Here is a 20268-nt window from a genome sequence, read left to right on the forward strand (position 1 = left end):
ACCGCGAATTATCTATATTGACCATAACAGCATAACGAGCCGTATGGTGAGAACTGATATTCTGCTTTGTTTTTACTAAATAATTATAATCTGTTTATTACGGTTTGTCAAGTCTTTTCTATAAAAAATCAGAAAATTTTCTTGATTTTACTTTTCAGTCCTTTAAATACCTCTACGCATTTTAACTTAACCTGATAATCATCGGGGTTTTCCATAAGGTCAAGCTCCTCCTTGCTGAAATAGTCCTTTGCGGTTTCATCGTCGGATTCAACGGTTTCCGCGGCCGGTATGCACAGCGGCGGATACATTACGCACCACCAGTTATGCCCTTCCGCTTCGCCTATAGTAACTCGTAAAGCCTCATAATTTCCGGCTGGCATAGTGATATTGCCGTAAACACGGCTGTCAAAATCCATATTAACAAGATTAGTCTGAGCGCCGTAGTCAAAACCGTTCTCTTCTATAACCTGAAGTACGATTCCGTTTATATAATCCAGCCTGCTTCCGGCGGCGCTTTCCATATCCTCGAGAGTTTCGCAACCTCCGAATATCTCGTCAGAGCATTCAAGCAGCCTGTCTCTAACTTTAAGTTTAAGCCGCTGATCCTCTTCGCTGTCCGAATTGGCAAGTATGTGCATTCTGAGAACGTCGTTTTCCAGATTTGAAACGACAAATCCCACCTGTGCAAAATTGGAATATAATATAGCTCCGATCAAGCCTGTAAGTAAAATAATGTCTGTTTTTTTCATGTCAATCACCTCAACGGTAACATTGGCATAAAAATCAGATATTATTCATTCACATAAAAAAGTTACTGCAAATCTATATCCGCACCCTCGATAAATCCAATATAGCTCTTTCCTGCGTTGACTGAAATCAGCTCGCCCGTCTGACCGTATATCTTAACGGGCGCGCCGGCAGATTCTTTAGACCATGAAACCTGCTGAGCTTTCCCCATTGAAATATAATAACCGCTTCCGCCGTCGAGACCTATATCCATAAGCTTTCCGTCGCTTCTGACGGAAATATCGGTTTCAAGCGCAAACACATTTGTAAATTCAAGCTGATTACCGGTAACGCCGTCTTTATGAGGCGATCCGGAATGATATTTTAAATACGTTCCGCTTTCACTGTCAAACTCAAACGTGCTGTAATAATCATAGGAAAATTCCAGCTCCGCAGACATGCAGACGGTTCCCTCCGGAGCTTCGGGAGTATCGGGAGAATTGAAAACAAACGCGCCTCCCGCGTTTTCTTCATTTATATCTGTCCTATAGCCCATATCTGCAATAGCCCGCTCAAGCTCGGAGCCCTTCAGACAGCCGGTATGCTCAGTCGCATAGGACTGCGCTCTGTTCTCATCTCTGACAAAAACGGTACCGTATCCCAAAGATGAATCGTTTCCGTCGAAACGGTCTATACCTAAATCGTTAAGCGTATCCAAAGCTATTGTCCTGTCCGTTCCCCAATGACAATAAATAGCGTCCATTCCATACGCTAAGATAGGGTAATAATAACGGCAGCTTCTTACGGAGCATATATCAGGAACCTCGGTATAATCCGCATAAACAGCCATGAGTCTTGTTATTCCGCCCTCCACAGGAAGCTCGTAAATTATATCCGCGTCGTCTATACCATATTGCGGAAGAGACGCCTTTATGTTGCTTACCATTACAGCAACAGGTCTTTTGCCAACGGCATTTGCATTAAAGCCGTATTCTCCGGTCAGAGGGTTTTTAACCTTGTTTTCCTGTGCGTTTTCATCCTCTGCTTCCGATTTCTCCGATGAATATATCTGATCGGATTCGGAAGAATTCCCGCCTTTTTCAGGCTGTGAACACGCCCCAAGGCATGTTACCATTAACAGAGAAACTGCGATAGCTTTGATTTTTTTCATTTTTTTACTCCATGATAAATTTATATAAAATAACCTTTAAATCCAGAAATAATATTATCAAGCTTCTGCTTGCGTCTAATTTTCATACCGTTAAATACTATCAAATTCCAAAAGTTTTGTCAATATGCTTCCGTCTGAATTTATAACCGAATAATCCTCTTTTTTATTTCGTTTAACGATTATATCCTCATAAAACAGCCGCAGTTTGTCGAGAAAATACGATGAAAACACGTGTGAAACGTATTTACAAACCGTGTCTGTTCGATATAAAATATTATTACAGAATTGTTACAAAAAATAAACGGAGGATTACAAATGAAAAAACTCAGATTCATTTTAGCATTATTTAGCTGTTCAATGCTTATTGCTGAAGGAAGCTTACACGCCGGCGCGCTGAGCTACTGCGGTACGCTTACATATATTATATCCGATAATCATGCGGTTATAACGGGCTTTGAAGGAAAACCTGAGATCTTAGAGCTTCCGTCGGTAATAGACGGAAAAAAAGTAATGGAAATCAGAGAAAACGCATTTTATAAGTGCTCAGATTTAAAAAAGATTGTGATACCGGAAAGCGTTACGGAGATCGGTCATCACGCATTTTATGAATGCACGTCTCTTGAAACCGCGGTAATAAACGGAAAAATTTCAAAAATAGCGGAAGGAACATTCTATGGCTGTAAATCTCTCGACAGCGTCAGTATCAATTCTTCTCCTCTGTCGTTCGGCGATTACGCCTTTTATGGCTGTGAAAGCCTTGAAAGCTTTTCTTTTCCGCCAAGCGTTACTGATATAGGAGAATACAGCTTTGCGGACTGTGCATCCCTATATGACCTTAATATAAACAGAGAACTGAAAAATATAGATTCTTATGCGTTTTATAATTGCGAAAAGCTTAATAAGGTCAGACTTCCCGACGGGCTTTTATCTGTTGGACGATATGCAATCGGTTTTTCCTGCGAGGGCACTCTTAAAGATATAACAATAACAGGAGACTCCGATTCTATAGCCGAGCATTACGCAGATGAAAACAATCTGAAATTCAGAGAAAGAGTTTATTATGAAAACAGAAGCTTTATAAGCGCCGATACCGCCGCAGGCATATTGGCGTGGATTCCGTTTGCCGTCATATATGCCCTTCTCATGTATGCTATAATCACCAAATCAAAAAGAAAAAAGAGAAGAGCCTTCTGAAAAATAAAAAATCCGTCAGAAATTATGCTGAACGGATTTTTTTATTTTAACTCTTATATTCAATTATTCTTTTATACGGCTCACAGCAGGTCATAAGCTCAGACATCAAGCATACCCCATAAGCGCCGTTTTCTATCGGCTCACGATAATTCTCAGCGCAAATACCCCCTATTGCAAATACCGGTATACTTACGCTTTTTACAACCTTCTTCAAAAAAGAAATCCCCCTTGGTTCAAGGTCCTTTTTACATTCTGTTTCATAAATATGTCCTGCGATAAGATAATCCGCTCCAAGTCTTTCCGCAGCTACAGCCTCCTCAGGAGAATGAACTGAAACTCCTACGCGCTCGAAACCGGACGGACGACCGTTTTTGCTTATATCCGAAATTGTCAGATGTACGTTTACAACTCCAAGCGCAGCGGCAGTACGGGGACGGTTAAGCGAAATAACGCGTCTGTATTTATCATTGCCGGCTATAATTTCTTCGGCAAGCTTTAGATATTCATAATCTGTCAGATCCTTTTCACGCAATACTGCCACATAAGGCTCCGCGTCCATGATACTTCTTACCCGACTGACGAAATCGTCCCTGCAAAGCTTTCTGTTCGTAACAGCTATAACCATTATCAAACCCTCACATAGTCTGTAAATACAGGCTGAAGTCCCTTATCAATCAATGCCTTTCTGACCTCTTCAACACTTCTGGGATCCGATATTTCAAACTGCTCGTCGCCCTTTTGTTCATTATCTCCGTGTCCGCCTATTCCGACCTTCACTCCCGCAGATATTTTTGTAGCCGCCAATCCCGCCACATTATCTCTAAATCCCGCTCTCTCCCGTGTTGAAATAGTAATACCGGCATATGGCATAAAAATTCTGTAGGCCAGCATAACCTGCAATAGCTGAGTTTCATGAACATCGTTAGGATTATTGTCCGCATTGTTTATATACGGCCTCAGTCGAGGCAGAGAGTACGATATTTCTGCCCACGGATACTTTTTCTGAATAAAGAAAGCGTGGAGTCCCGCAGCATAAGCGTCCTTTCTGAAATCGCTCAGTCCAAGAAGAGAGCCGAAAGCCACGCCTCTCATTCCTCCCATCAGCGCACGCTCCTGCGAATTGAAACGGTAAGGAAAAACTCTCTTAGGTCCCCTGAGATGAACCTCCTCGTACTTTACGGTGTTATAGGTTTCCTGATAAACGCTGACAAAATCCGCGCCCGCCTTTCTGAGCACAGCATATTCATCGGAATTCATAGGATATACCTCGACCCCGATAGTAGAAAAATATTTTTTTGCAAGACTTACCGCTTCCGCGATATATTCCACCGGAGAAGCAGATTTTGATTCACCGGTAAGCAGAAGTATTTCTCTTAAACCGGTTTCAGAAATAGTTTTGTATTCTGACTCTATCTCGTCAATTGAAAGCTTTCCCCTCCGGATTTTATTAGAGCAGTTGAACCCGCAGTAAACGCAGTAATTTTCACAGTAATTTGCAATATAAAGCGGAGTAAACATACAAACTGTATTTCCAAAATGCTTTGCCGTTTCAATTTTAGCGCGCCGCGCCATTTTCTCCAGCAGCGGCTCGGCGGACGGAGAAAGCAGTACGGCCAGATCCTCCGCGCCGAGCGTTTCCTTATTCAAAACGTTTTTTACATCTATAGCGTTGTATCTGCGATAGTCATACTCGTCCGTCATTTTCAGAACCTTATTCATAATGGAGTGATCTGATTTTTCCATTCCCTCCATATATTCCATATGATCTGTATCCCGAATTTTTATCATATCTTCAATCCTCCAGAAAACCGGTCAGCGGACTTGACGCCTCGGCTTTATTATCCAGTACCCGTCCCGGTCCCGCAAGGTATGCGGCCCTTCCTGCCTCTATAGCGGCTTTAAACGCAGACGCCATCAGAGCTACGTTTCCGGCCGTCGCTATTGCAGTATTCGCCATAACAGCGGCACAGCCCATTTCCATTGCTTCGCATGCCTGAGAAGGTCTGCCGATTCCCGCGTCAACTATAATCGGAAGATTTATTTCATTTATCAGTATTTTTATAAAGTCTTTGGTCGCAAGTCCCTTATTGCTTCCTATCGGAGAAGCAAGCGGCATTACGGCGGCAGCTCCGGCTTCCGCCAGGGCTCTTGCCGCGTTAAGATCAGGGTACATATAGGGCATAACGATAAATCCTTCCTTTGCCAGCATTTCAGTAGCCCTGACAGTTTCAAAGTTATCCGGCAGAAGATATTTCGTATCCCTTATTACCTCAACCTTTACAAAATCGCCGCAGCCCAGTTCCCTGGCAAGACGCGCTATCTTAAGCGCTTCCTCAGCTGTTCTGGCTCCGCTGGTATTGGGAAGCAGGGTTATACTCTCGGGGATATAATCAACAATACTGTCGCTGCTTCCCGCGTCAGCGCGCCTAACCGCAATAGTCGCCATTTCAACTCCGGCACTTTCAATAACCGACTTAGTCATATCCATAGAAAACTTGCCCGAACCAAGAATAAAACGCGAATTAAATTCATGTCCGCCTATAATAAGCTTATCATTATTCATATCAATTTCTCCTTATATTTCACGGCTCTTCAATTCCCATAATGAGCCTTAATATCATATTTGCCTGATGTCCCGCGCAGACCGATACCCTCGGAGCCATAAGTCCGTTACCGGGCCGAGCCTCGCTTTCGCTGTCCCCGCATATATAAAGATTCCGCAATGCCTTAACGGTTTCAATTCTATTTGAGCTTTCAAATCCAGCCATTCCTGATCCGCAGACAAGCTTTTTGTCAGGCAATTCAGTCAGAACTGTTTCTGCAAGCATAGCTTTTGCCTCAGGATTATCAAAGGCTTCGCATATATAATCGCAGTCGTTTAATAGCTCCGCCAAATTTTCACGAGTTATTCTTGCATTTACGCCCTCGGCCTGAATAAACGGGTTTATTTCTCTAATCTGCTCACAAAGAGCGTCCGTTTTGAACATTCCCAGATGCCTTACATAATAATTTTGCCTGTTTAGGTTACTTGGCTCAACCACGTCAAAATCAATAAGCCTTAAAAATCCGACGCCCGTCCTTGCAAGCATTACCGCTATATTAGAGCCGAGTCCTCCGAGTCCGCATACCGCAACCCTTGCTTTCTTTACTCTTTCATGAACCTCCGGTGTATGCCTTGCCGCCATCATGCTTTCAAGCTCTTCATGCGGCGGCATAACGCCTTTTTTTATTATACCGATCGTATCGCCGTCATGAAGAACCATATCGTCATTTGTCTGAAATCCGTTTAAAATAGCAATGCAGTCAGGTGAAAATCTTACGTCCCTCAGCTCAAACAGGGTTTTTAAATCCGTGTATTCCGGCCTTCCGTTTAAAATAATCCTCATATCAGCCGCCTCCGACAAAGCTTACAACCTCAAGACTGTCTTCATCGCATATTATCGTATTGCCGTATTCTGCCTTAGGCACTATATTTCCGTTTTTCATAACGGCTATTTTTTTTATATCAAAACCTCTTTCCTCCATCAAAAGGTCCAATGCCACAGGCTTTTCAATCGATGTTTCCTTTCCGTTTATCTTCATTTTTTTCCTCCTTTTAATAACTTTTTTCTGAAAAAATGCAAAAAAAGGGCTGCACCCGCGGTGGTGCACCCCTTTCGTTCCGAAGATAAATTCTATAAAATTTACGATGTTATTATACTACATTATTTTATGTTTGTCAACTGTTTAATTCAGGAAATGAAAATTCCGGCACAGTATATTTGATTCAACTCACATCCACAAGTAAAAAAATATAAATTATTGCATTTACCTCCGTGTTATGATATAATTTAGACGATTGTTATATGAACGGAGATCTTGAAAATGCTTGTAAACTTAATAAATATAAATAAATTCTATAACGGAAAACAGATACTTAAAAACATAAATCTCTGTATTGACGAAAGAGACAGAATCGGACTCATAGGTATAAACGGCTGTGGAAAGACAACACTGCTGCGTATTCTGACCGGTAAAGAATTACCCGACAGGTCTACCGAAAAGGACGGTATCGTATCCATGGCTTCCAAGACCTCTATAGGTTATCTGGAGCAGATGTCAGGTCTTGACGGGAAAAGCGCCGTCATAGAGGAAATGAAAGACGTATTCAGCCATCTGGACTCCGTGCTTGAGCGCATGAAGCAGCTTGAGCTTCAAATGAAAAACGATGAGTTTATTTCCGAGGACGTTTCAGAGGAGTATTCAAAGCTTGCGGCATATTATGAGGCTAACGACGGTTATACCTCAGAGGTTAAAATCAAAACCGTTCTCAACGGAATGGGATTTTCAGAAAGCGATTACAACCGTGAAATAAGCAGTTTCAGCGGCGGAGAAAAAACTCGTCTTGCAATAGCCAAGCTTCTTCTCGAAGAACCGAATCTTCTTATTTTGGACGAGCCGACTAACCATCTTGATTTCAAGACTATCCTATGGCTTGAGGACTATCTGAAGGATTACAAAGGAGCCTTGCTCATAGTTTCACATGACAGATATTTTCTCGACAGAATTGTAACGTCTGTTTGCGAAATAGAAACGGGTATTCTTACTCGTTATAAGGGAAATTATACAGCCTTTACCCGTCAGAAGAAGGAAAACGTCGCCAGACAAATGAAGGAATATGAAGCTCAGCAGAAGGAAATAGCCAAAATGGAGGACTTCATAGCAAAAAACAAAGTCAGGGCTTCTACGGCCAACAGCGCTAAAAGCAGAGAAAAAGCGCTTGAACGTATGGAGCTTATAGAAAAACCTATTTTTGCCGCAAACAACGCAAAAATACGCTTTGAATATGCCGTTACTCCTCCTTTTGATATTCTAAGCGTAAAAGACGTAGATATTACTGTCGGTAACGGAGCTGATAAAAAGACTCTGGCCGAGCATATCAGCTTTGAGATCAAGCGGGGAGAAAAGCTGGGAATAATCGGCGATAATGGAATAGGTAAATCTACATTTCTGAAGATAATACAGGGCATGCTTCCCTATTCCGGCAGAATAAGATGGGCGTCAAACGTCAGAATTTCATATTTTGAACAGGAAAGCGCCAATCTTGATCCTTATAATACGGTCATGGACGAGCTTCACAGACACTATCCCATACTTACAGACCTTGATATACGTTCCTTGCTGGGAAGGGTAGGTATAACGGGAGAAAACGTATTCAAGGAAACCGGAGTTATCAGCGGAGGCGAGAGAGCCAAGGTATGCTTTGCTTTGATGACGCTTGAAAAAGGAAACGTTTTAATTCTCGACGAGCCGACCAATCATCTTGATCTTGACGCCAAGGAAGCGATTGAACATGCCCTTGACGAATTTGACGGAACAGTCATCTTCGTATCGCATGACAGATACCTTTTAAATAAAATTGCCGGAAAAATCCTTGAAATAAAAAGCGGAGGCGCCGAATTATTTAACGGAGGTTTTGATTATTATCTTGATATATCAAATAAACGCCGTTTGGCTAAGCAGCAACTATCGGACGAAGAAAAATCACGAAAAGCGGCAGAGCTTGCCGCTGAAAAAAATATCAAAGCTTATAAATCCAAGGAACAGCGAAGTATAGAGGCAAAGAAAAGAAACAGAATAAAGGAGCTTGAAGAGAGCATAGAAAATATTCAAAAAGAGCTTGACGCTTTGCAAGCTGAAATAACCTTTGAGGAGGTATATTCAGACTTTGAGCTTATGAATAGCAAATGCAGTATGATTGACGAGCTGAAAAAAAAGGCTGACGAAATGTTCGATGAAATTGTGGAGCTAAGCGAATGATACTAATCGGTCTTTAATTCAGAAACCACTCCCTTCAAAGCATAAAAAGTCGGGAGAAAACATTTTTTTAATGCTATAATACAGTCACAGTCAAGGATAAGGATGGTGCTGACATGACAAGCTGGTCAGAGGGAATCCAAAGCGCTATTAGCTATATTGAAGATAATATCACTGAAAGATTAGCAATAAGCGATATAGCGGCAAAAGCGTATGTATCAGAATATCACTTTCAAAGAATCTTCCATATTCTGTGCGGTTTTACCGTGGGTGAATATATAAGAAACCGTCGGCTTACCATAGCGGCTCAGGAGCTTTCCTCAACGGACTCTAAGGTTATTGACATCGCTTTAAAATACGGCTATGACTCTCCCGACAGCTTTGCCAAAGCGTTTGTCAGGTTTCACGGCGTATCCCCCTCGGCTGCAAAGGAAAAAGGAGCAAAACTTAACTCGTTCGCTCCTTTAAGAATTAAATTAACATTGGAGGGCGGTTCTATGATAGAATACAGAATTGTTGAAAAGGCGGCTTTTACAATTATGGGTAAAGCCAAAAGGTTCAGTTTTGAAAACTGCTACAAAGAAATACCTAAGTACTGGGACGAACACATGAAAAGCGGCGAAAATAATATAGTATGCGGAATGTACGGAATTTGCTTTGACGGCGACAAGGAAGGCTTCGAATATCTTATAGCCGATAACTATATTCCTTGGAATGAAGTACCGGACGGTTATGTAACAAGAACTATCCCGCAAGGTACTTGGGCGGTATTTCCATGCAGAGGCGAGCTTCCTGACGCGCTTCAGAAAGTAAATACAAAAATCTGGAACGAATGGCTGCCAAACTGTAAAAATTATAAGCTTGCAGGAAATTACAATATTGAAATGTATACTCCCCCCTGTGAGAATCCTAAAGATACTTACAGCGAAATTTGGGTGCCTGTGGAAAAAATAAAATAAAAAAAGGAATCGGTTAAACCGATTCCTTTTTTATCTACTTAAATCCAAGTCTTATAGGAGTTTTATCGAGCATAAAGGCAGCGGCGCAAAACAGCGCGCCTGACGCCGCCCCCTGTATAATATTTGCCGGTACCGTATTAAAAAACTGTGCGGCAGGATTTCCATATAATATAACTGCTGCGGCATAATACCCTACAACGGTAACTATGCATGATACGGCAGACGCTGTTACCGTCTTAAAACAAAGCATTTTTTCGTGCTTACCCAATACATAAAAGCATAAAGCATTAAGCGATTTTATTACAAGCGTAGGTATAATATAAATTGGATAACCTGAAATCAGGTCCGCCATAGCGCCGCCTATTCCCGCCGCCGCTACACCGTAAGGCAAAGGAAGAATACAGGCCGCTATATAAATTATACTGTCGCCTATGTGGATATATCCGTTAGCAGCCGGAATATGTAGAATAAAAGCAGTAGTAACACATATCATAGCGGCAAATAAACCGGTAAAAACTAATTTTCCTAATTTTTTGCTGTTCATATTTAAAAGCTCTCCTAAAAATCATCTGAAATAACTGCTTAAATAGTGAAGAATAGGTTCAAAAACCACGCCCTCCTGTAAAGGAGCGCCTGCCGTTACCGTATACTCTATTGATTTGGAAATAAAATCCCCCGCAATTTGCACTGCTTCGGCAAGAGGTTTTCCTTTAAGCAAAAAAGCCGTAACCACCGACGCAAAAATATCTCCGGTACCGGAATATATCCTTGATTCCCTATGAACATAATCAAAATAGAATTCGTTTGAATCATAGGTCATATTAACGATATTTTCAGCTCTTGCAATTCCGGTCAGAACTATGCGGCCGACGCCCATATCCTCAAGACGATACGCCAGCTCCTTTGCAAAGCTGTCCGAAATTTCTTCTCCCGAATATTCGGCTCCTGTGAGAAAGCATGCCTCCGTAATATTAGGAGTTATCAAGTCTGCACAGGCGGCAAGCTTCTTCATCCGGCGGTGCATTTCACTTGTATAGGTTGAATACAGCCTGCCACCGTCCCCCATAACCGGATCAATTATAACATTTATATCCGGATTTTTTTTCTTTCGGTTTAAAATAAATTCCTCAACAATTCTTATCTGATCGGACGAGCCTAAGAATCCGCTATATATCCCATCAAATTCAAGCTTATCCCAATCCCGAAGATAAGGCGTCATAGACGACGTCATATCCTTGAAATAAAATGACGGAAAGCCGGTATGCTTTGACAATACAGCCGTCGGAACAGGACAGGCCTGTACTCCTGCAGCCGGCAGAACCGCCAGAGCCGTGGTAAGAGAGCACCTTCCGAATCCCGATATATCGTTTATGCAAGCTGCTCTGGGTATTCTCATATTTTTTTCTCCTCCGGCTGATGATTGACAATAAACGAATAAATGCCGCTTCTTGAAAAGCCCGTTTCCTTGGCGGCCTTCCTGCATGCCTCCGAAAGCTTCATACCGTCGTCGGCATATTCAGAGGCGAGAGCAGACGCTGTTTCCAAGGTATAGCCGTCAGAAATATCCCTGCGTTCAGCCCCCTCCAATACAAGCACATATTCACCCTTCGGGTTATTATTTTCATAATATAAGATCGCCTCTGAGACCGTCATTCTCAAAACTTCCTCATATACCTTTGTCAGTTCACGGCATAACGAAATTCTTCGGTCCCCAAAATACTTTAAAAAGTCATTCAAAGTATTAATCAACTTATGGGGAGCTTCATAAAAAATAAGCGTGCGAGTTTCGTCCTTTAAACTAAGAAGATGATCGCTGCGCTGTTTTTTATTTACCGATAGAAATCCTTCAAATGCAAATCTTGAAGTATTCAGACCGGACACCGCAAGAGCAGAAACAACTGCGCTCGGTCCGGGTACCACTTTAACATTAATTCCACTTTCAGCGCAAAGCCTTACCAGTTCCTCTCCGGGATCGGAAATACACGGCATACCGGCGTCTGTAACCACAGCGGCGTTTTCTCCGCCTTTAATCCGTGATATAATATTCTCAGCGCAATTTAAGGTACTATGTCCATGATAGCTTATAAGCTGCTTTTTTATATCGTATCTGTTGAGAAGTTTAAGCGTTACTCTCGTATCCTCAGCCGCTATAAAATCCACATCTTCAAGGGTTTTAAGCTGCCTTAAAGTAATATCATCCATATTTCCAATCGGCGTGCCCACAACGTAAAGCGTACCGGTCATTTTATTCAGCCCCCTCTTCAAGTCCGAATGAATAAATTTTTTGCATCTCGTCAGTGTATCCGTTTTCAGTCCATACATAAAGCTGCGGAAGCACTTTTAGATACGGTTTCGAGCCTTTTTTCCCCTCTATTAGAAAAAGCCACGGCGCGCTTTGAGGGTTTTTACTCACAAACCGCAGTCTTTTAGGCTCCATATCATTTTTTTTCATGGCGTCTATCACATCGCAAAGTCTTTCGGGACGGTTGCAAAGACAAAGACGTCCGCCGAACTTAAGCAACCTGGACGCCGCACGGCAAACATCATAAATATTGCACATAATCTCATGACGGGCAATTCTATGAGCGTCAAGCTCGCTTTCGATACCTGAATCCGCCGCTTTATACGGCGGATTACATGTCACAAGGCTGCATTTTCCCAGAGGCGCTCCTTCCCAAAGCTCCTTTAAATCAGCGTTAACAGGTACTATTGTTTCCACGCCGCTTTTTTCAATGCTCATTTTTAACTGTTCAACGGCTTTTTTCTGAATGTCCAGCGCAAAGATTACCTTAGGAGGTTTTACTCTCTGCATTATCATTGGAATTATGCCGCACCCGGTTCCAAGATCGCAGGCAGTATCGTTAGCTTTATATTCGCAAAAATGAGTCAGAAGAAATGCGTCCGTACCGAATCCATGCTCTTCGCTTACACAAATACTTAGCTTTTCCGACAGCTTTTCAAATTTCATCTAATAAACAATCCTTTATAAAAATACTTTTATTAATATAACATAAAACGGATCAGATTTCAACATTTAATGTAAAATCCCGTAAAAAGGACGCTGAAAACGCGTCCTTTTCGTTATTTATATTCACACCTGAAATCCGTAAACACAGCCGTATTGCCGCCTGCCGCATACAATCCGATTATGACACCGGTAAATCCGCCGGAAACCTCGCTGGATAAATATTTGGTCTGAGCGCTTCCAAGAAAGCGATCAGCGCCATCGTATTTGACAAAAAAGCTGTAATTCATATTATCCATTCGAATAATAAGCTCCGCTTCAGTCTGATTCAGACTAACCGTTTCCTGTATATGCTTTATTCCGCCTATATTCAATCTGAGCAGTATTTCAATATCTTCTCCGATTTTTCTTAACGCAATATCGTAATGCTCCAATTCGTTCATATATAAGGCGATACCCGCTTCACCGGAATCAATTCTGACTTTGCAGCAAATCTCTCCGCAGAAATCGCGCTGACGAAGTCCTATAAATGTAGGAGAATCTATATCGCTCAATGTGATATCAGAGCCGTGCAAAACAGCTTTATCATCATAAAGCTCATAGCTGCTGTCCTTCGGATGTCTCAGGTAACACCAGTCAATATTCCATTGCGTATTTTCAAAGGTATAAAGATTCTTTTCATTTTGCTCAAATTCACCGTATATCTCATAGCCTTCGTCGGTTGTCCCGTCCGCTCCGGCGGAAAACCATCCCTGCCCGTCAAAGCATACCGGCGTAAGAAATACTTCCCTGCCCAGATGATGATACGGCATCCACATACCTGATTGTCTGAAACCAAGACTAAGTATATGCCAATCTCCGTGTTTATCCTGAACAAGATCTCCGTGACCAATTCCCTGAATTATAAAAGGAGCCTTATTTCTGTTTGTAAGTACAGGATTATGAGGATAATTTTCAAAATCTCCCCAGACCGACCGTCCCCTCGCATAGGTAATCATGTGACCGTATTCAGTTCCGCCCTCGGCCGCCATAAGATAATAATAGTCGTTTATTTTATACATATGCGGACTTTCAAGATACCTTCCGCCGGAGCCTTGCCAAATGCATTTGCTTTCAGTAAGCTTTTTTCCGTCAGTTATATTTATCTCGCACTGAATAACTCCGCTTCTGCCAAGACTGTCTGTCCCGTTGCTCATAAAATACGTCCTGCCGTCCTCAAAATACAAGGACGGATCAATACCTCCCTGATCGACGAAAACAGGATCGGACCATTCTCCGTAAATATCTTCCGTATATACATAAAAATTCTGGCGGGTAGTATCGTTTGTAGTTACCATATAGAATCTTTTGCCGTCAAATCTTATAGTCGGAGCGAAAACGCCTCCGCTGCTGTTTATTTTATCCAGCATAACCTGATCTTTGCGGGTAAGCACATGTCCGATCTGATTCCAGTTCACAAGATCGCTGCTTTCGAAAAGAGGCACTCCCGGAAAATACTGAAAGCTGCTGCATACCATATAATACCTTCCGTTTGCATAGCATACGCTGGGATCAGGACAAAATCCCTTTAATACCGGATTTTTATATCTCATAAACGTCCCCCGTACAATTTAATAATTTCCTGAAGTATCTTCCATTATCTTGAATTCTATGTCAAAATATGTGATTTTGAGCTCATCGTCTATTCTGGCGCATTTTGCTTTTAAAACATCTCCGGCTTTCTTGCCTTCAAGGATAAGACTTAGCTCGTCGTAATTATGAACCTCTACGCCGTTAATTGATAGAATAAAATCATCTGTCTTTAGCTCCGTATTGGACACGTCGCAATCCTCGCTGATATCGGTCACCCACAATCCGTTTAGCTTTTCAGGAAGCTTTCTGCCGTATTTTTCCTTAAAAACCGAAAGCGTATATTCATTATCCATCGAATAGAATGTTATTCCTATTTTTATTCTGCCGCTTACATAACCCTGAGAAATAAGCTCTTCTATAACAGGCTTGGCCTCGTTAATAGTTATTGCAAAGCCGAGACCTTCATAGCTTGAGCTTACATATTTAGAAGAAGTTATGCCTATGACCTGACCGTACATATTAACCAAGGCGCCTCCGGAATTTCCTGGGCTTATTGCGGCGTTAGTCTGTATACAGTCCATTTCAAATCCGGTTGAATCCGCTTTGATTTTCCTGTTAAGACCGGAAACTATACCGTCGGTAATTGAACCTGTCAGCCCGGCAGGGTTTCCGATTGCCGCAACTCTCTCTCCAAGCACCGTTTCATCGGAATCGCCAAGTTCGGCGGCAGGCAGATTATCAGCCTTTATCTTAATTACCGCTATATCTGTTTTAGCGTCGCGGCCGACTATTTCCGCTTCAAACTGCTTATCATTATATGTGTTTACAATAAAACTGTCCGGCTTCTCAAGCTCCGATTCATCAAGCAATGAATACTGAGAGCCTTCAAGCACATGAGTATTTGTAACGATATAACCGTCTTGAGTTATTATAATTCCTGAACCGCTTCCTATCATAATATCAGGATTAGAGCTGCTGTAAGTATAAATCTCCACTATCTGAGGCCTTATAAATTCCGCAAGCCCCTCGGTAGTATATTTTCCGTTTTCATCACGGTAATCAGAGTCCTTTGAGGCTTCGGGCTTATTCTGAGTCTCAAGCTCGATATCGGTATTAATATTATTATAAGCCTTGTTATAGATTATGCTGCCCTGACGGACATCTGAATAAATACAATAAACTGTCAGAGCAGAAATAACCGCAAAAATAAGTAAAAGCAGGACAACTATTAATACGTTTGACCGTTTCTGTTTTCCGGCGTTTTCATTTCCGGTTATCTCGGCATTCTGAAAATTGTCCGAATATTTAATCTCTGATATCTCCTCTCTTTCCTTTTCACCGCTTTCACTGCTGAATAAATCTTCCTTTTCATCCATATCGGTACAGAAACCTCCTTATTCAGCGATAAAGTCTCTCGGAAATGTCAGCATAAATTCCGTGAATCTTCCCTCTTCGCTGCTTATCGTTATATTGCCGTGATGCTGATTGACAAATTTTCTTACTATAGATAATCCTAAACCTACTCCGTCGGGATTATCGCTTCTCGAATAATCTGATTTAAAAAAACGGTCAAAAACATGTGCGAGATCCTTTTTCGGTATTCCGCTGCCGCTGTTGTTTATAAAAAAATGAATATTTCCGTCGCAATAATCTATAGCGATGGTAATCATACCATTATAATCGACAAATTTTACGGCGTTTTCAAATAAATTATAGAATACCTGGTGCAAAAGTATCCTGTCTCCGCTGACCAGTATTTCAGGATAGCTTATGCTTATAATATTAATATGCTTTTCTTCAATTCTTTTTTCAAACATAAATATTATTTCCGCTAAAACCTCTATTATGTTGAATTGTTCAATTTTAAGCGTGATTTTTCCCGCTTCTATATTAGACGTATTCAGCATATTTTTAATAATCTGCTGCATTCTGTTGGTTTCATTAAGCACCTTAACAAGATATTTATATCTGTGTTCCGCGTCTATCGTTCCGTCGAGCACTGCTCCGAGAAAGCCCTTGATAACAGTAAGCGGCGTTTTAAGCTCATGAGATATATTCGAAACAAATTCAACCATATGCTTATCGCTGTAATTAAGTCTTTCCTGAAGAGCCCTGATTGCCTTAAGAAGCGGCTCATACTGCGGCAGCACCTTTTTGGGAAGCGCTATTTCCGCATATTCTCCCACATAACCGGAGCCGCAGTTCTTTTCTATCTGAAGCACATATTTATACTTATGGTAATTATAAATACAAAGAGTAACAGAAAATACCGCCGTAAGAACCAATAATAACAGCAATAGAATATTTACAGTTTTGTCAGTATGCTCTGATATTATACCGTATGGCATTACGCAGGCTACATAAACCTCAAATGGTTCAAATTCCACCTCAAATTTTTCCATATATGAAACATTTGTAACAGGGTTTATATCGTATTGGATAGCGTCGCCGAATTTCCAGTCAGAATGCTGATAATATTCTTTATTGCAAGAATTAGAAATAATTAAATCTCCATGTTTATCATAAATATATATATCCATATTTAGATTCTTGCTATAAATTTCAAGCATACTGCCGTTTAATTCATTATTTTTGTTTACTTCATTTTCAAAATCATCAAGTATAAGCTTCACCGAATTTTCCGAATTGTGCAAAACGGTGTCCTTTAACGACAAATAGCTCTGAAAAATTAAAACAAGACCCGTAAAAAGAACACAGAAAAATATTATGCCGATTATGAAAAAATAATGCCGAAGAAGATTTTTGGTCATATTATCTCCGTTCAGCCGGCATTAGCCGGCAATTAAAATGTAAATCATGCAACGATCAATTTTCAGCATTACGATTCCTTAATTTCGTTTAATTCAAATTTATATCCGACTCCCCATACAGTCGTAAGATCCCATTGCTTGGAAATTCCGCAAAGCTTTCCTCTCAAGCGCTTGATATGAACGTCAATAGTTCTGGAATCTCCGTAATAATCAAATCCCCAGATTTCGTCAAGAAGCTGATCTCTTGTAAAAACTCTGTTAGGATTGGAAGCAAGATAAAATAAAAGCTCGATTTCCTTAGGCGGAGCGTCAATTACCTTTCCGCCCGCCTTAAGCACATACCTCGTCAGATTAATCGAAAGCTTATCATAATGAACCTCCTGCATCTCAACAGGCTTAGGAAGCTTCCCGGAACGTCTGGCAACAGCCTTGATCCTTGCGAGAACCTCTTTTGTATCAAACGGCTTGACTATATAATCGTCGGCGCCCAGCTCAAGCCCCAGAACCTTATCGAAGATTTCACTTTTTGCGGTCAGCATAATTATAGGCGTATCGGACGCTTTTCTTATCTCCTTGCATATCTGCCATCCGTCCATGCCCGGCAGCATTATATCAAGCAGAACAATATCCGGATTTAGCGAATTGAATTTTACCATCGCCTCGTTGCCTTCGTTTGAGATTATAGTGCTGTAGCCTTCCTTTTCAAGATAAACTCTCAATAAATCGCATATGTTCTTATCATCATCAACTATTAAAACCTTTTCAAGCGGCATAACATACCTCCCCCATATCTAAGCTAAAAAACGCTCAGAAAAATAAAAAAAATAAAATTTATTCTATATACATTTAATAATATCAAATATTCGACAGTTTGTAAATACCCTTAAGAAATTTTTTCAGAAAAATTTGTTTCGCCAATATTAATTTTGCACAGTTTAGATTTTAAATCTGACATATATTTGTGCATAGATACAAAAATTGTAATTATATTCAAAACATACTTGATTTTTCATAAAAAGTTGGTAAAATAGTAATTAGCACTCAAGGAGTTTGAGTGCTAACCAAATCAATAATTTTTTTCAGGAGGAATAAATATGAATATCAAGCCATTGGCAGACAGAATTGTCATTAAAATGACAGAAGCGGAAGAAACCACAAAAAGCGGTCTTATTCTTGCTTCGGCTTCAAAGGAAAAGCCGCAGATCGCAGAAGTTGTCGCCGTTGGTCCCGGCGGAATGGTTGACGGCGAAAAGATAGATATGTATCTTAAAGTAGGCGACAAGGTTCTGCTCAGCAAATATGCCGGAACAGAAGTCAAGGTTGACGATGTTGAATATACAATCCTCCGTCAGTCTGAAGTTTTGGCAATAGTTGAATAATCGGAATAAATCATATTATAAAAAAGGAGTCTGATATTTATGGCAAAGGATATTAAATACGGAGAAGAAGCAAGAAAATCCCTTCAGACAGGCATTGACAAGCTTGCCGATACTGTTAAAATAACGCTTGGTCCTAAGGGAAGAAACGTTGTTCTCGATAAAAAATTCGGCGCTCCGCTGATTACTAACGACGGCGTAACAATAGCTAAGGAAATCGAGCTTGAGGACGCGTTCGAAAATATGGGCGCTCAGATGCTCAAGGAAGTTGCAACTAAGACTAACGACGCGGCAGGAGACGGTACGACCACAGCTACTCTTCTCGCACAGGCAATGATTCGCGAGGGTATGAAGAATATCGCGGCCGGCGCAAACCCGATGATAGTTAAAAAGGGTATGGCAAAGGCTGTTGAAACGGCAGTCGGAACTGTTATCGCAAATTCTAAAAAGGTTGAGGGTAGCGACGACATCGCCAGAGTCGCAACCGTTTCTTCAGCAGACGAAACAGTCGGAAAGCTGATTGCCGACGCAATGGAAAAGGTTACGGCGGAAGGCGTTATAACAATTGAAGAAAGCAAAACTGCTGAAACTTACAGCGAGGTTGTAGAAGGAATGCAGTTTGACAGAGGCTATATTTCACCATACATGGTAACGGATACCGAAAAAATGGAAGCTGTTTACGACGATCCATATGTTCTTATTACAGATAAGAAGATCTCCTCGATTCAGGAAATCCTTCCTCTTCTTGAACAGCTTGTTCAGTCGGGCAAGAAGCTTGTTATCATTGCAGAGGATATCGAGGGCGAAGCGCTCACAACGCTTATACTCAATAATCTTAGGGGCACTTTCAAGTGCGCTGCCGTTAAAGCTCCAGGTTTCGGCGACAGACGTAAGGAAATGCTTAAGGATATTGCCATCCTGACAGGCGGCGAGGTTATTTCTGAAGAGCTCGGCCTTGAGCTTAAGGAAACTACAGTTGAACAGCTTGGCCGCGCAAGACAGGTAGTTATCCAGAAGGAAAATACTATCATTGTAGACGGTATGGGCGACGCTGACGCGATCAAGAGCAGAGTTTCACAGATCAAATCTCAGATTGAAACAACAACGTCTGACTTTGACAAGGAAAAGCTTCAGGAAAGACTTGCCAAGCTTGCAGGAGGCGTTGCCGTTATAAAGGTCGGCGCCGCTACTGAAATTGAAATGAAGGAAAAGAAGCTTAGAATAGAGGACGCTCTTGCAGCTACAAAGGCTGCCGTTGAAGAAGGTATCGTTGCAGGCGGCGGCACTTCTCTCATCAATGCGATTCCTGCTGTTGAAGAAATGCTTCCTTCCCTTGACGGCGACGAAAAAACCGGCGCGCAGATCATACTCAGAGCTCTTGAAGAACCGGTTCGCCAGATCGCTCTTAACGCAGGTCTTGAGGGCAGCGTTATAATTGATACAATTAAGCGCTCAGGTAAAGTAGGCTACGGTTTCGACGCTTATAATGAAACCTATGTGGATATGATTCAGGCGGGAATCGTTGATCCTACAAAGGTTACACGTTCCGCACTCCAGAACGCGGCTTCCGTTGCAGCAATGGTACTGACAACTGAAAGCCTGGTAGCCGATATTCCTGCTCCGGAGCCTGCTCCCGCAATGCCTCAGGGCGGAATGGGAATGGGTTATTAATAAACACATTCTTATAAAATTCAATAAATATATAAAAATTAATCCCCGTTGCTTAAATAAGCTTACG

General features: G+C 41.5%; 20 protein-coding genes. 5 read left to right on the forward strand and 15 right to left on the reverse strand.

What is annotated here, in order from left to right:
- Positions 1–128: 128 nt before the first annotated feature.
- Positions 129–749 carry a stage II sporulation protein R gene (spoIIR, locus tag ACYQ0N_RS11695; RefSeq protein WP_460162755.1) on the reverse strand — a complete coding sequence of 207 codons (621 nt, stop codon included), beginning with the start codon at positions 747–749 and terminating at the stop codon, positions 129–131.
- Positions 750–811: 62 nt separating this feature from the next.
- Positions 812–1897 (reverse strand): DUF3048 domain-containing protein, encoded by a 1086-nt coding sequence (locus tag ACYQ0N_RS11700; protein WP_460162756.1) that lies wholly within the window; start codon positions 1895–1897, stop codon positions 812–814.
- Positions 1898–2212: 315 nt separating this feature from the next.
- On the opposite strand from ACYQ0N_RS11700, the gene ACYQ0N_RS11705 reads away from it, so the two are divergent.
- Positions 2213–3091 (forward strand): leucine-rich repeat domain-containing protein, encoded by an 879-nt coding sequence (locus tag ACYQ0N_RS11705; protein ID WP_460162757.1) that lies wholly within the window; start codon positions 2213–2215, stop codon positions 3089–3091.
- 46 nt (positions 3092–3137) lie between these two features.
- Here ACYQ0N_RS11705 and ACYQ0N_RS11710 read toward each other — a convergent pair whose 3' ends face one another.
- The 5 genes from ACYQ0N_RS11710 to thiS are packed head-to-tail and all read right to left on the reverse strand — an operon-like array spanning position 3138 to position 6673.
- Positions 3138–3716: a thiamine phosphate synthase gene (locus tag ACYQ0N_RS11710; protein ID WP_177531718.1), complete on the reverse strand. Its 579-nt coding sequence runs from the start codon at positions 3714–3716 to the stop codon at positions 3138–3140.
- Positions 3717–3718: 2 nt separating this feature from the next.
- Positions 3719–4879 (reverse strand): 2-iminoacetate synthase ThiH, encoded by a 1161-nt coding sequence (thiH, locus tag ACYQ0N_RS11715; RefSeq protein WP_460162758.1) that lies wholly within the window; start codon positions 4877–4879, stop codon positions 3719–3721.
- A 4-nt stretch (positions 4880–4883) separates the two neighbouring features.
- The gene (locus ACYQ0N_RS11720) at positions 4884–5654 is read right to left on the reverse strand and encodes a thiazole synthase (RefSeq protein WP_460162759.1); all 771 of its coding nucleotides are present in this window, start codon (positions 5652–5654) and stop codon (positions 4884–4886) included.
- A gap of 19 nt (positions 5655–5673) precedes the next feature.
- Positions 5674–6477, reverse strand: a complete 804-nt coding sequence (gene thiF, locus ACYQ0N_RS11725) for a sulfur carrier protein ThiS adenylyltransferase ThiF (protein ID WP_460162760.1) — start codon at positions 6475–6477, stop codon at positions 5674–5676.
- A 1-nt stretch (position 6478) separates the two neighbouring features.
- Positions 6479–6673 (reverse strand): sulfur carrier protein ThiS, encoded by a 195-nt coding sequence (thiS, locus tag ACYQ0N_RS11730; RefSeq protein WP_177531722.1) that lies wholly within the window; start codon positions 6671–6673, stop codon positions 6479–6481.
- Positions 6674–6955: 282 nt separating this feature from the next.
- Here thiS and ACYQ0N_RS11735 point away from each other — a divergent pair, with 282 nt between their 5' ends.
- Together ACYQ0N_RS11735 and ACYQ0N_RS11740 are read left to right on the forward strand one after the other, a co-directional pair.
- A complete protein-coding gene (locus ACYQ0N_RS11735; protein WP_460162761.1) occupies positions 6956–8890 on the forward strand; it encodes an ABC-F family ATP-binding cassette domain-containing protein in 1935 nt (644 codons plus the stop codon).
- A 113-nt stretch (positions 8891–9003) separates the two neighbouring features.
- On the forward strand, positions 9004–9846 hold the full coding sequence (locus tag ACYQ0N_RS11740; protein ID WP_460162762.1) for an AraC family transcriptional regulator: 843 nt from the start codon (positions 9004–9006) through the stop codon (positions 9844–9846).
- Positions 9847–9880: 34 nt separating this feature from the next.
- Here the strand turns inward: ACYQ0N_RS11740 and ACYQ0N_RS11745 are convergent, their stop codons facing one another.
- The 8 genes from ACYQ0N_RS11745 to ACYQ0N_RS11780 form a co-directional block, all read right to left on the reverse strand.
- The gene (locus ACYQ0N_RS11745; RefSeq protein ID WP_177531725.1) at positions 9881–10390 is read right to left on the reverse strand and encodes a TIGR04002 family protein; all 510 of its coding nucleotides are present in this window, start codon (positions 10388–10390) and stop codon (positions 9881–9883) included.
- A 21-nt stretch (positions 10391–10411) separates the two neighbouring features.
- A complete protein-coding gene (locus ACYQ0N_RS11750; RefSeq protein ID WP_177531726.1) occupies positions 10412–11242 on the reverse strand; it encodes a pyridoxamine kinase in 831 nt (276 codons plus the stop codon).
- Positions 11239–12090: a 16S rRNA (cytidine(1402)-2'-O)-methyltransferase gene (gene rsmI, locus ACYQ0N_RS11755; RefSeq protein ID WP_177531727.1), complete on the reverse strand. Its 852-nt coding sequence runs from the start codon at positions 12088–12090 to the stop codon at positions 11239–11241. The genes ACYQ0N_RS11750 and rsmI overlap by 4 nt, the downstream gene beginning before the upstream one ends.
- A 1-nt stretch (position 12091) precedes the next feature.
- On the reverse strand, positions 12092–12814 hold the full coding sequence (locus tag ACYQ0N_RS11760) for a tRNA1(Val) (adenine(37)-N6)-methyltransferase (RefSeq protein ID WP_177531728.1): 723 nt from the start codon (positions 12812–12814) through the stop codon (positions 12092–12094).
- 113 nt (positions 12815–12927) lie between these two features.
- Complete coding sequence (locus ACYQ0N_RS11765; protein ID WP_460162763.1) at positions 12928–14403, reverse strand: glycoside hydrolase family 43 protein; 1476 nt, start codon at positions 14401–14403, stop codon at positions 12928–12930.
- An 18-nt stretch (positions 14404–14421) separates the two neighbouring features.
- A complete protein-coding gene (locus ACYQ0N_RS11770) occupies positions 14422–15759 on the reverse strand; it encodes a S1C family serine protease (RefSeq protein ID WP_460162764.1) in 1338 nt (445 codons plus the stop codon).
- An 18-nt stretch (positions 15760–15777) separates the two neighbouring features.
- Positions 15778–17154 carry a sensor histidine kinase gene (locus ACYQ0N_RS11775; RefSeq protein WP_460162765.1) on the reverse strand — a complete coding sequence of 459 codons (1377 nt, stop codon included), beginning with the start codon at positions 17152–17154 and terminating at the stop codon, positions 15778–15780.
- A gap of 68 nt (positions 17155–17222) precedes the next feature.
- Complete coding sequence (locus ACYQ0N_RS11780; RefSeq protein ID WP_460162766.1) at positions 17223–17927, reverse strand: response regulator transcription factor; 705 nt, start codon at positions 17925–17927, stop codon at positions 17223–17225.
- A gap of 321 nt (positions 17928–18248) precedes the next feature.
- Here ACYQ0N_RS11780 and ACYQ0N_RS11785 point away from each other — a divergent pair, with 321 nt between their 5' ends.
- Entirely contained in the window at positions 18249–18533 is a 285-nt protein-coding gene (locus ACYQ0N_RS11785; protein WP_177531733.1) for a co-chaperone GroES, read from the forward strand.
- Positions 18534–18572: 39 nt separating this feature from the next.
- The gene (groL, locus tag ACYQ0N_RS11790; RefSeq protein ID WP_177531734.1) at positions 18573–20201 is read left to right on the forward strand and encodes a chaperonin GroEL; all 1629 of its coding nucleotides are present in this window, start codon (positions 18573–18575) and stop codon (positions 20199–20201) included.
- Positions 20202–20268 lie beyond the last annotated feature (67 nt).

Source organism: Ruminococcus sporogenes (assembly GCF_054655175.1).

Bases quoted from the DNA above. Each gene is read 5' to 3' on its own strand.
- spoIIR (WP_460162755.1), bottom strand. From the start codon at position 749: ATGAAAAAAACAGACATTATTTTACTTACAGGCTTGATCGGAGCTATA.
- ACYQ0N_RS11700 (WP_460162756.1), bottom strand. From the start codon at position 1,897: ATGAAAAAAATCAAAGCTATCGCAGTTTCTCTGTTAATGGTAACATGC.
- ACYQ0N_RS11705 (WP_460162757.1), top strand. From the start codon at position 2,213: ATGAAAAAACTCAGATTCATTTTAGCATTATTTAGCTGTTCAATGCTT.
- ACYQ0N_RS11710 (WP_177531718.1), bottom strand. From the start codon at position 3,716: ATGGTTATAGCTGTTACGAACAGAAAGCTTTGCAGGGACGATTTCGTC.
- thiH (WP_460162758.1), bottom strand. From the start codon at position 4,879: ATGATAAAAATTCGGGATACAGATCATATGGAATATATGGAGGGAATG.
- ACYQ0N_RS11720 (WP_460162759.1), bottom strand. From the start codon at position 5,654: ATGAATAATGATAAGCTTATTATAGGCGGACATGAATTTAATTCGCGT.
- thiF (WP_460162760.1), bottom strand. From the start codon at position 6,477: ATGAGGATTATTTTAAACGGAAGGCCGGAATACACGGATTTAAAAACC.
- thiS (WP_177531722.1), bottom strand. From the start codon at position 6,673: ATGAAGATAAACGGAAAGGAAACATCGATTGAAAAGCCTGTGGCATTG.
- ACYQ0N_RS11735 (WP_460162761.1), top strand. From the start codon at position 6,956: ATGCTTGTAAACTTAATAAATATAAATAAATTCTATAACGGAAAACAG.
- ACYQ0N_RS11740 (WP_460162762.1), top strand. From the start codon at position 9,004: ATGACAAGCTGGTCAGAGGGAATCCAAAGCGCTATTAGCTATATTGAA.
- ACYQ0N_RS11745 (WP_177531725.1), bottom strand. From the start codon at position 10,390: ATGAACAGCAAAAAATTAGGAAAATTAGTTTTTACCGGTTTATTTGCC.
- ACYQ0N_RS11750 (WP_177531726.1), bottom strand. From the start codon at position 11,242: ATGAGAATACCCAGAGCAGCTTGCATAAACGATATATCGGGATTCGGA.
- rsmI (WP_177531727.1), bottom strand. From the start codon at position 12,090: ATGACCGGTACGCTTTACGTTGTGGGCACGCCGATTGGAAATATGGAT.
- ACYQ0N_RS11760 (WP_177531728.1), bottom strand. From the start codon at position 12,814: ATGAAATTTGAAAAGCTGTCGGAAAAGCTAAGTATTTGTGTAAGCGAA.
- ACYQ0N_RS11765 (WP_460162763.1), bottom strand. From the start codon at position 14,403: ATGAGATATAAAAATCCGGTATTAAAGGGATTTTGTCCTGATCCCAGC.
- ACYQ0N_RS11770 (WP_460162764.1), bottom strand. From the start codon at position 15,759: ATGGATGAAAAGGAAGATTTATTCAGCAGTGAAAGCGGTGAAAAGGAA.
- ACYQ0N_RS11775 (WP_460162765.1), bottom strand. From the start codon at position 17,154: ATGACCAAAAATCTTCTTCGGCATTATTTTTTCATAATCGGCATAATA.
- ACYQ0N_RS11780 (WP_460162766.1), bottom strand. From the start codon at position 17,927: ATGCCGCTTGAAAAGGTTTTAATAGTTGATGATGATAAGAACATATGC.
- ACYQ0N_RS11785 (WP_177531733.1), top strand. From the start codon at position 18,249: ATGAATATCAAGCCATTGGCAGACAGAATTGTCATTAAAATGACAGAA.
- groL (WP_177531734.1), top strand. From the start codon at position 18,573: ATGGCAAAGGATATTAAATACGGAGAAGAAGCAAGAAAATCCCTTCAG.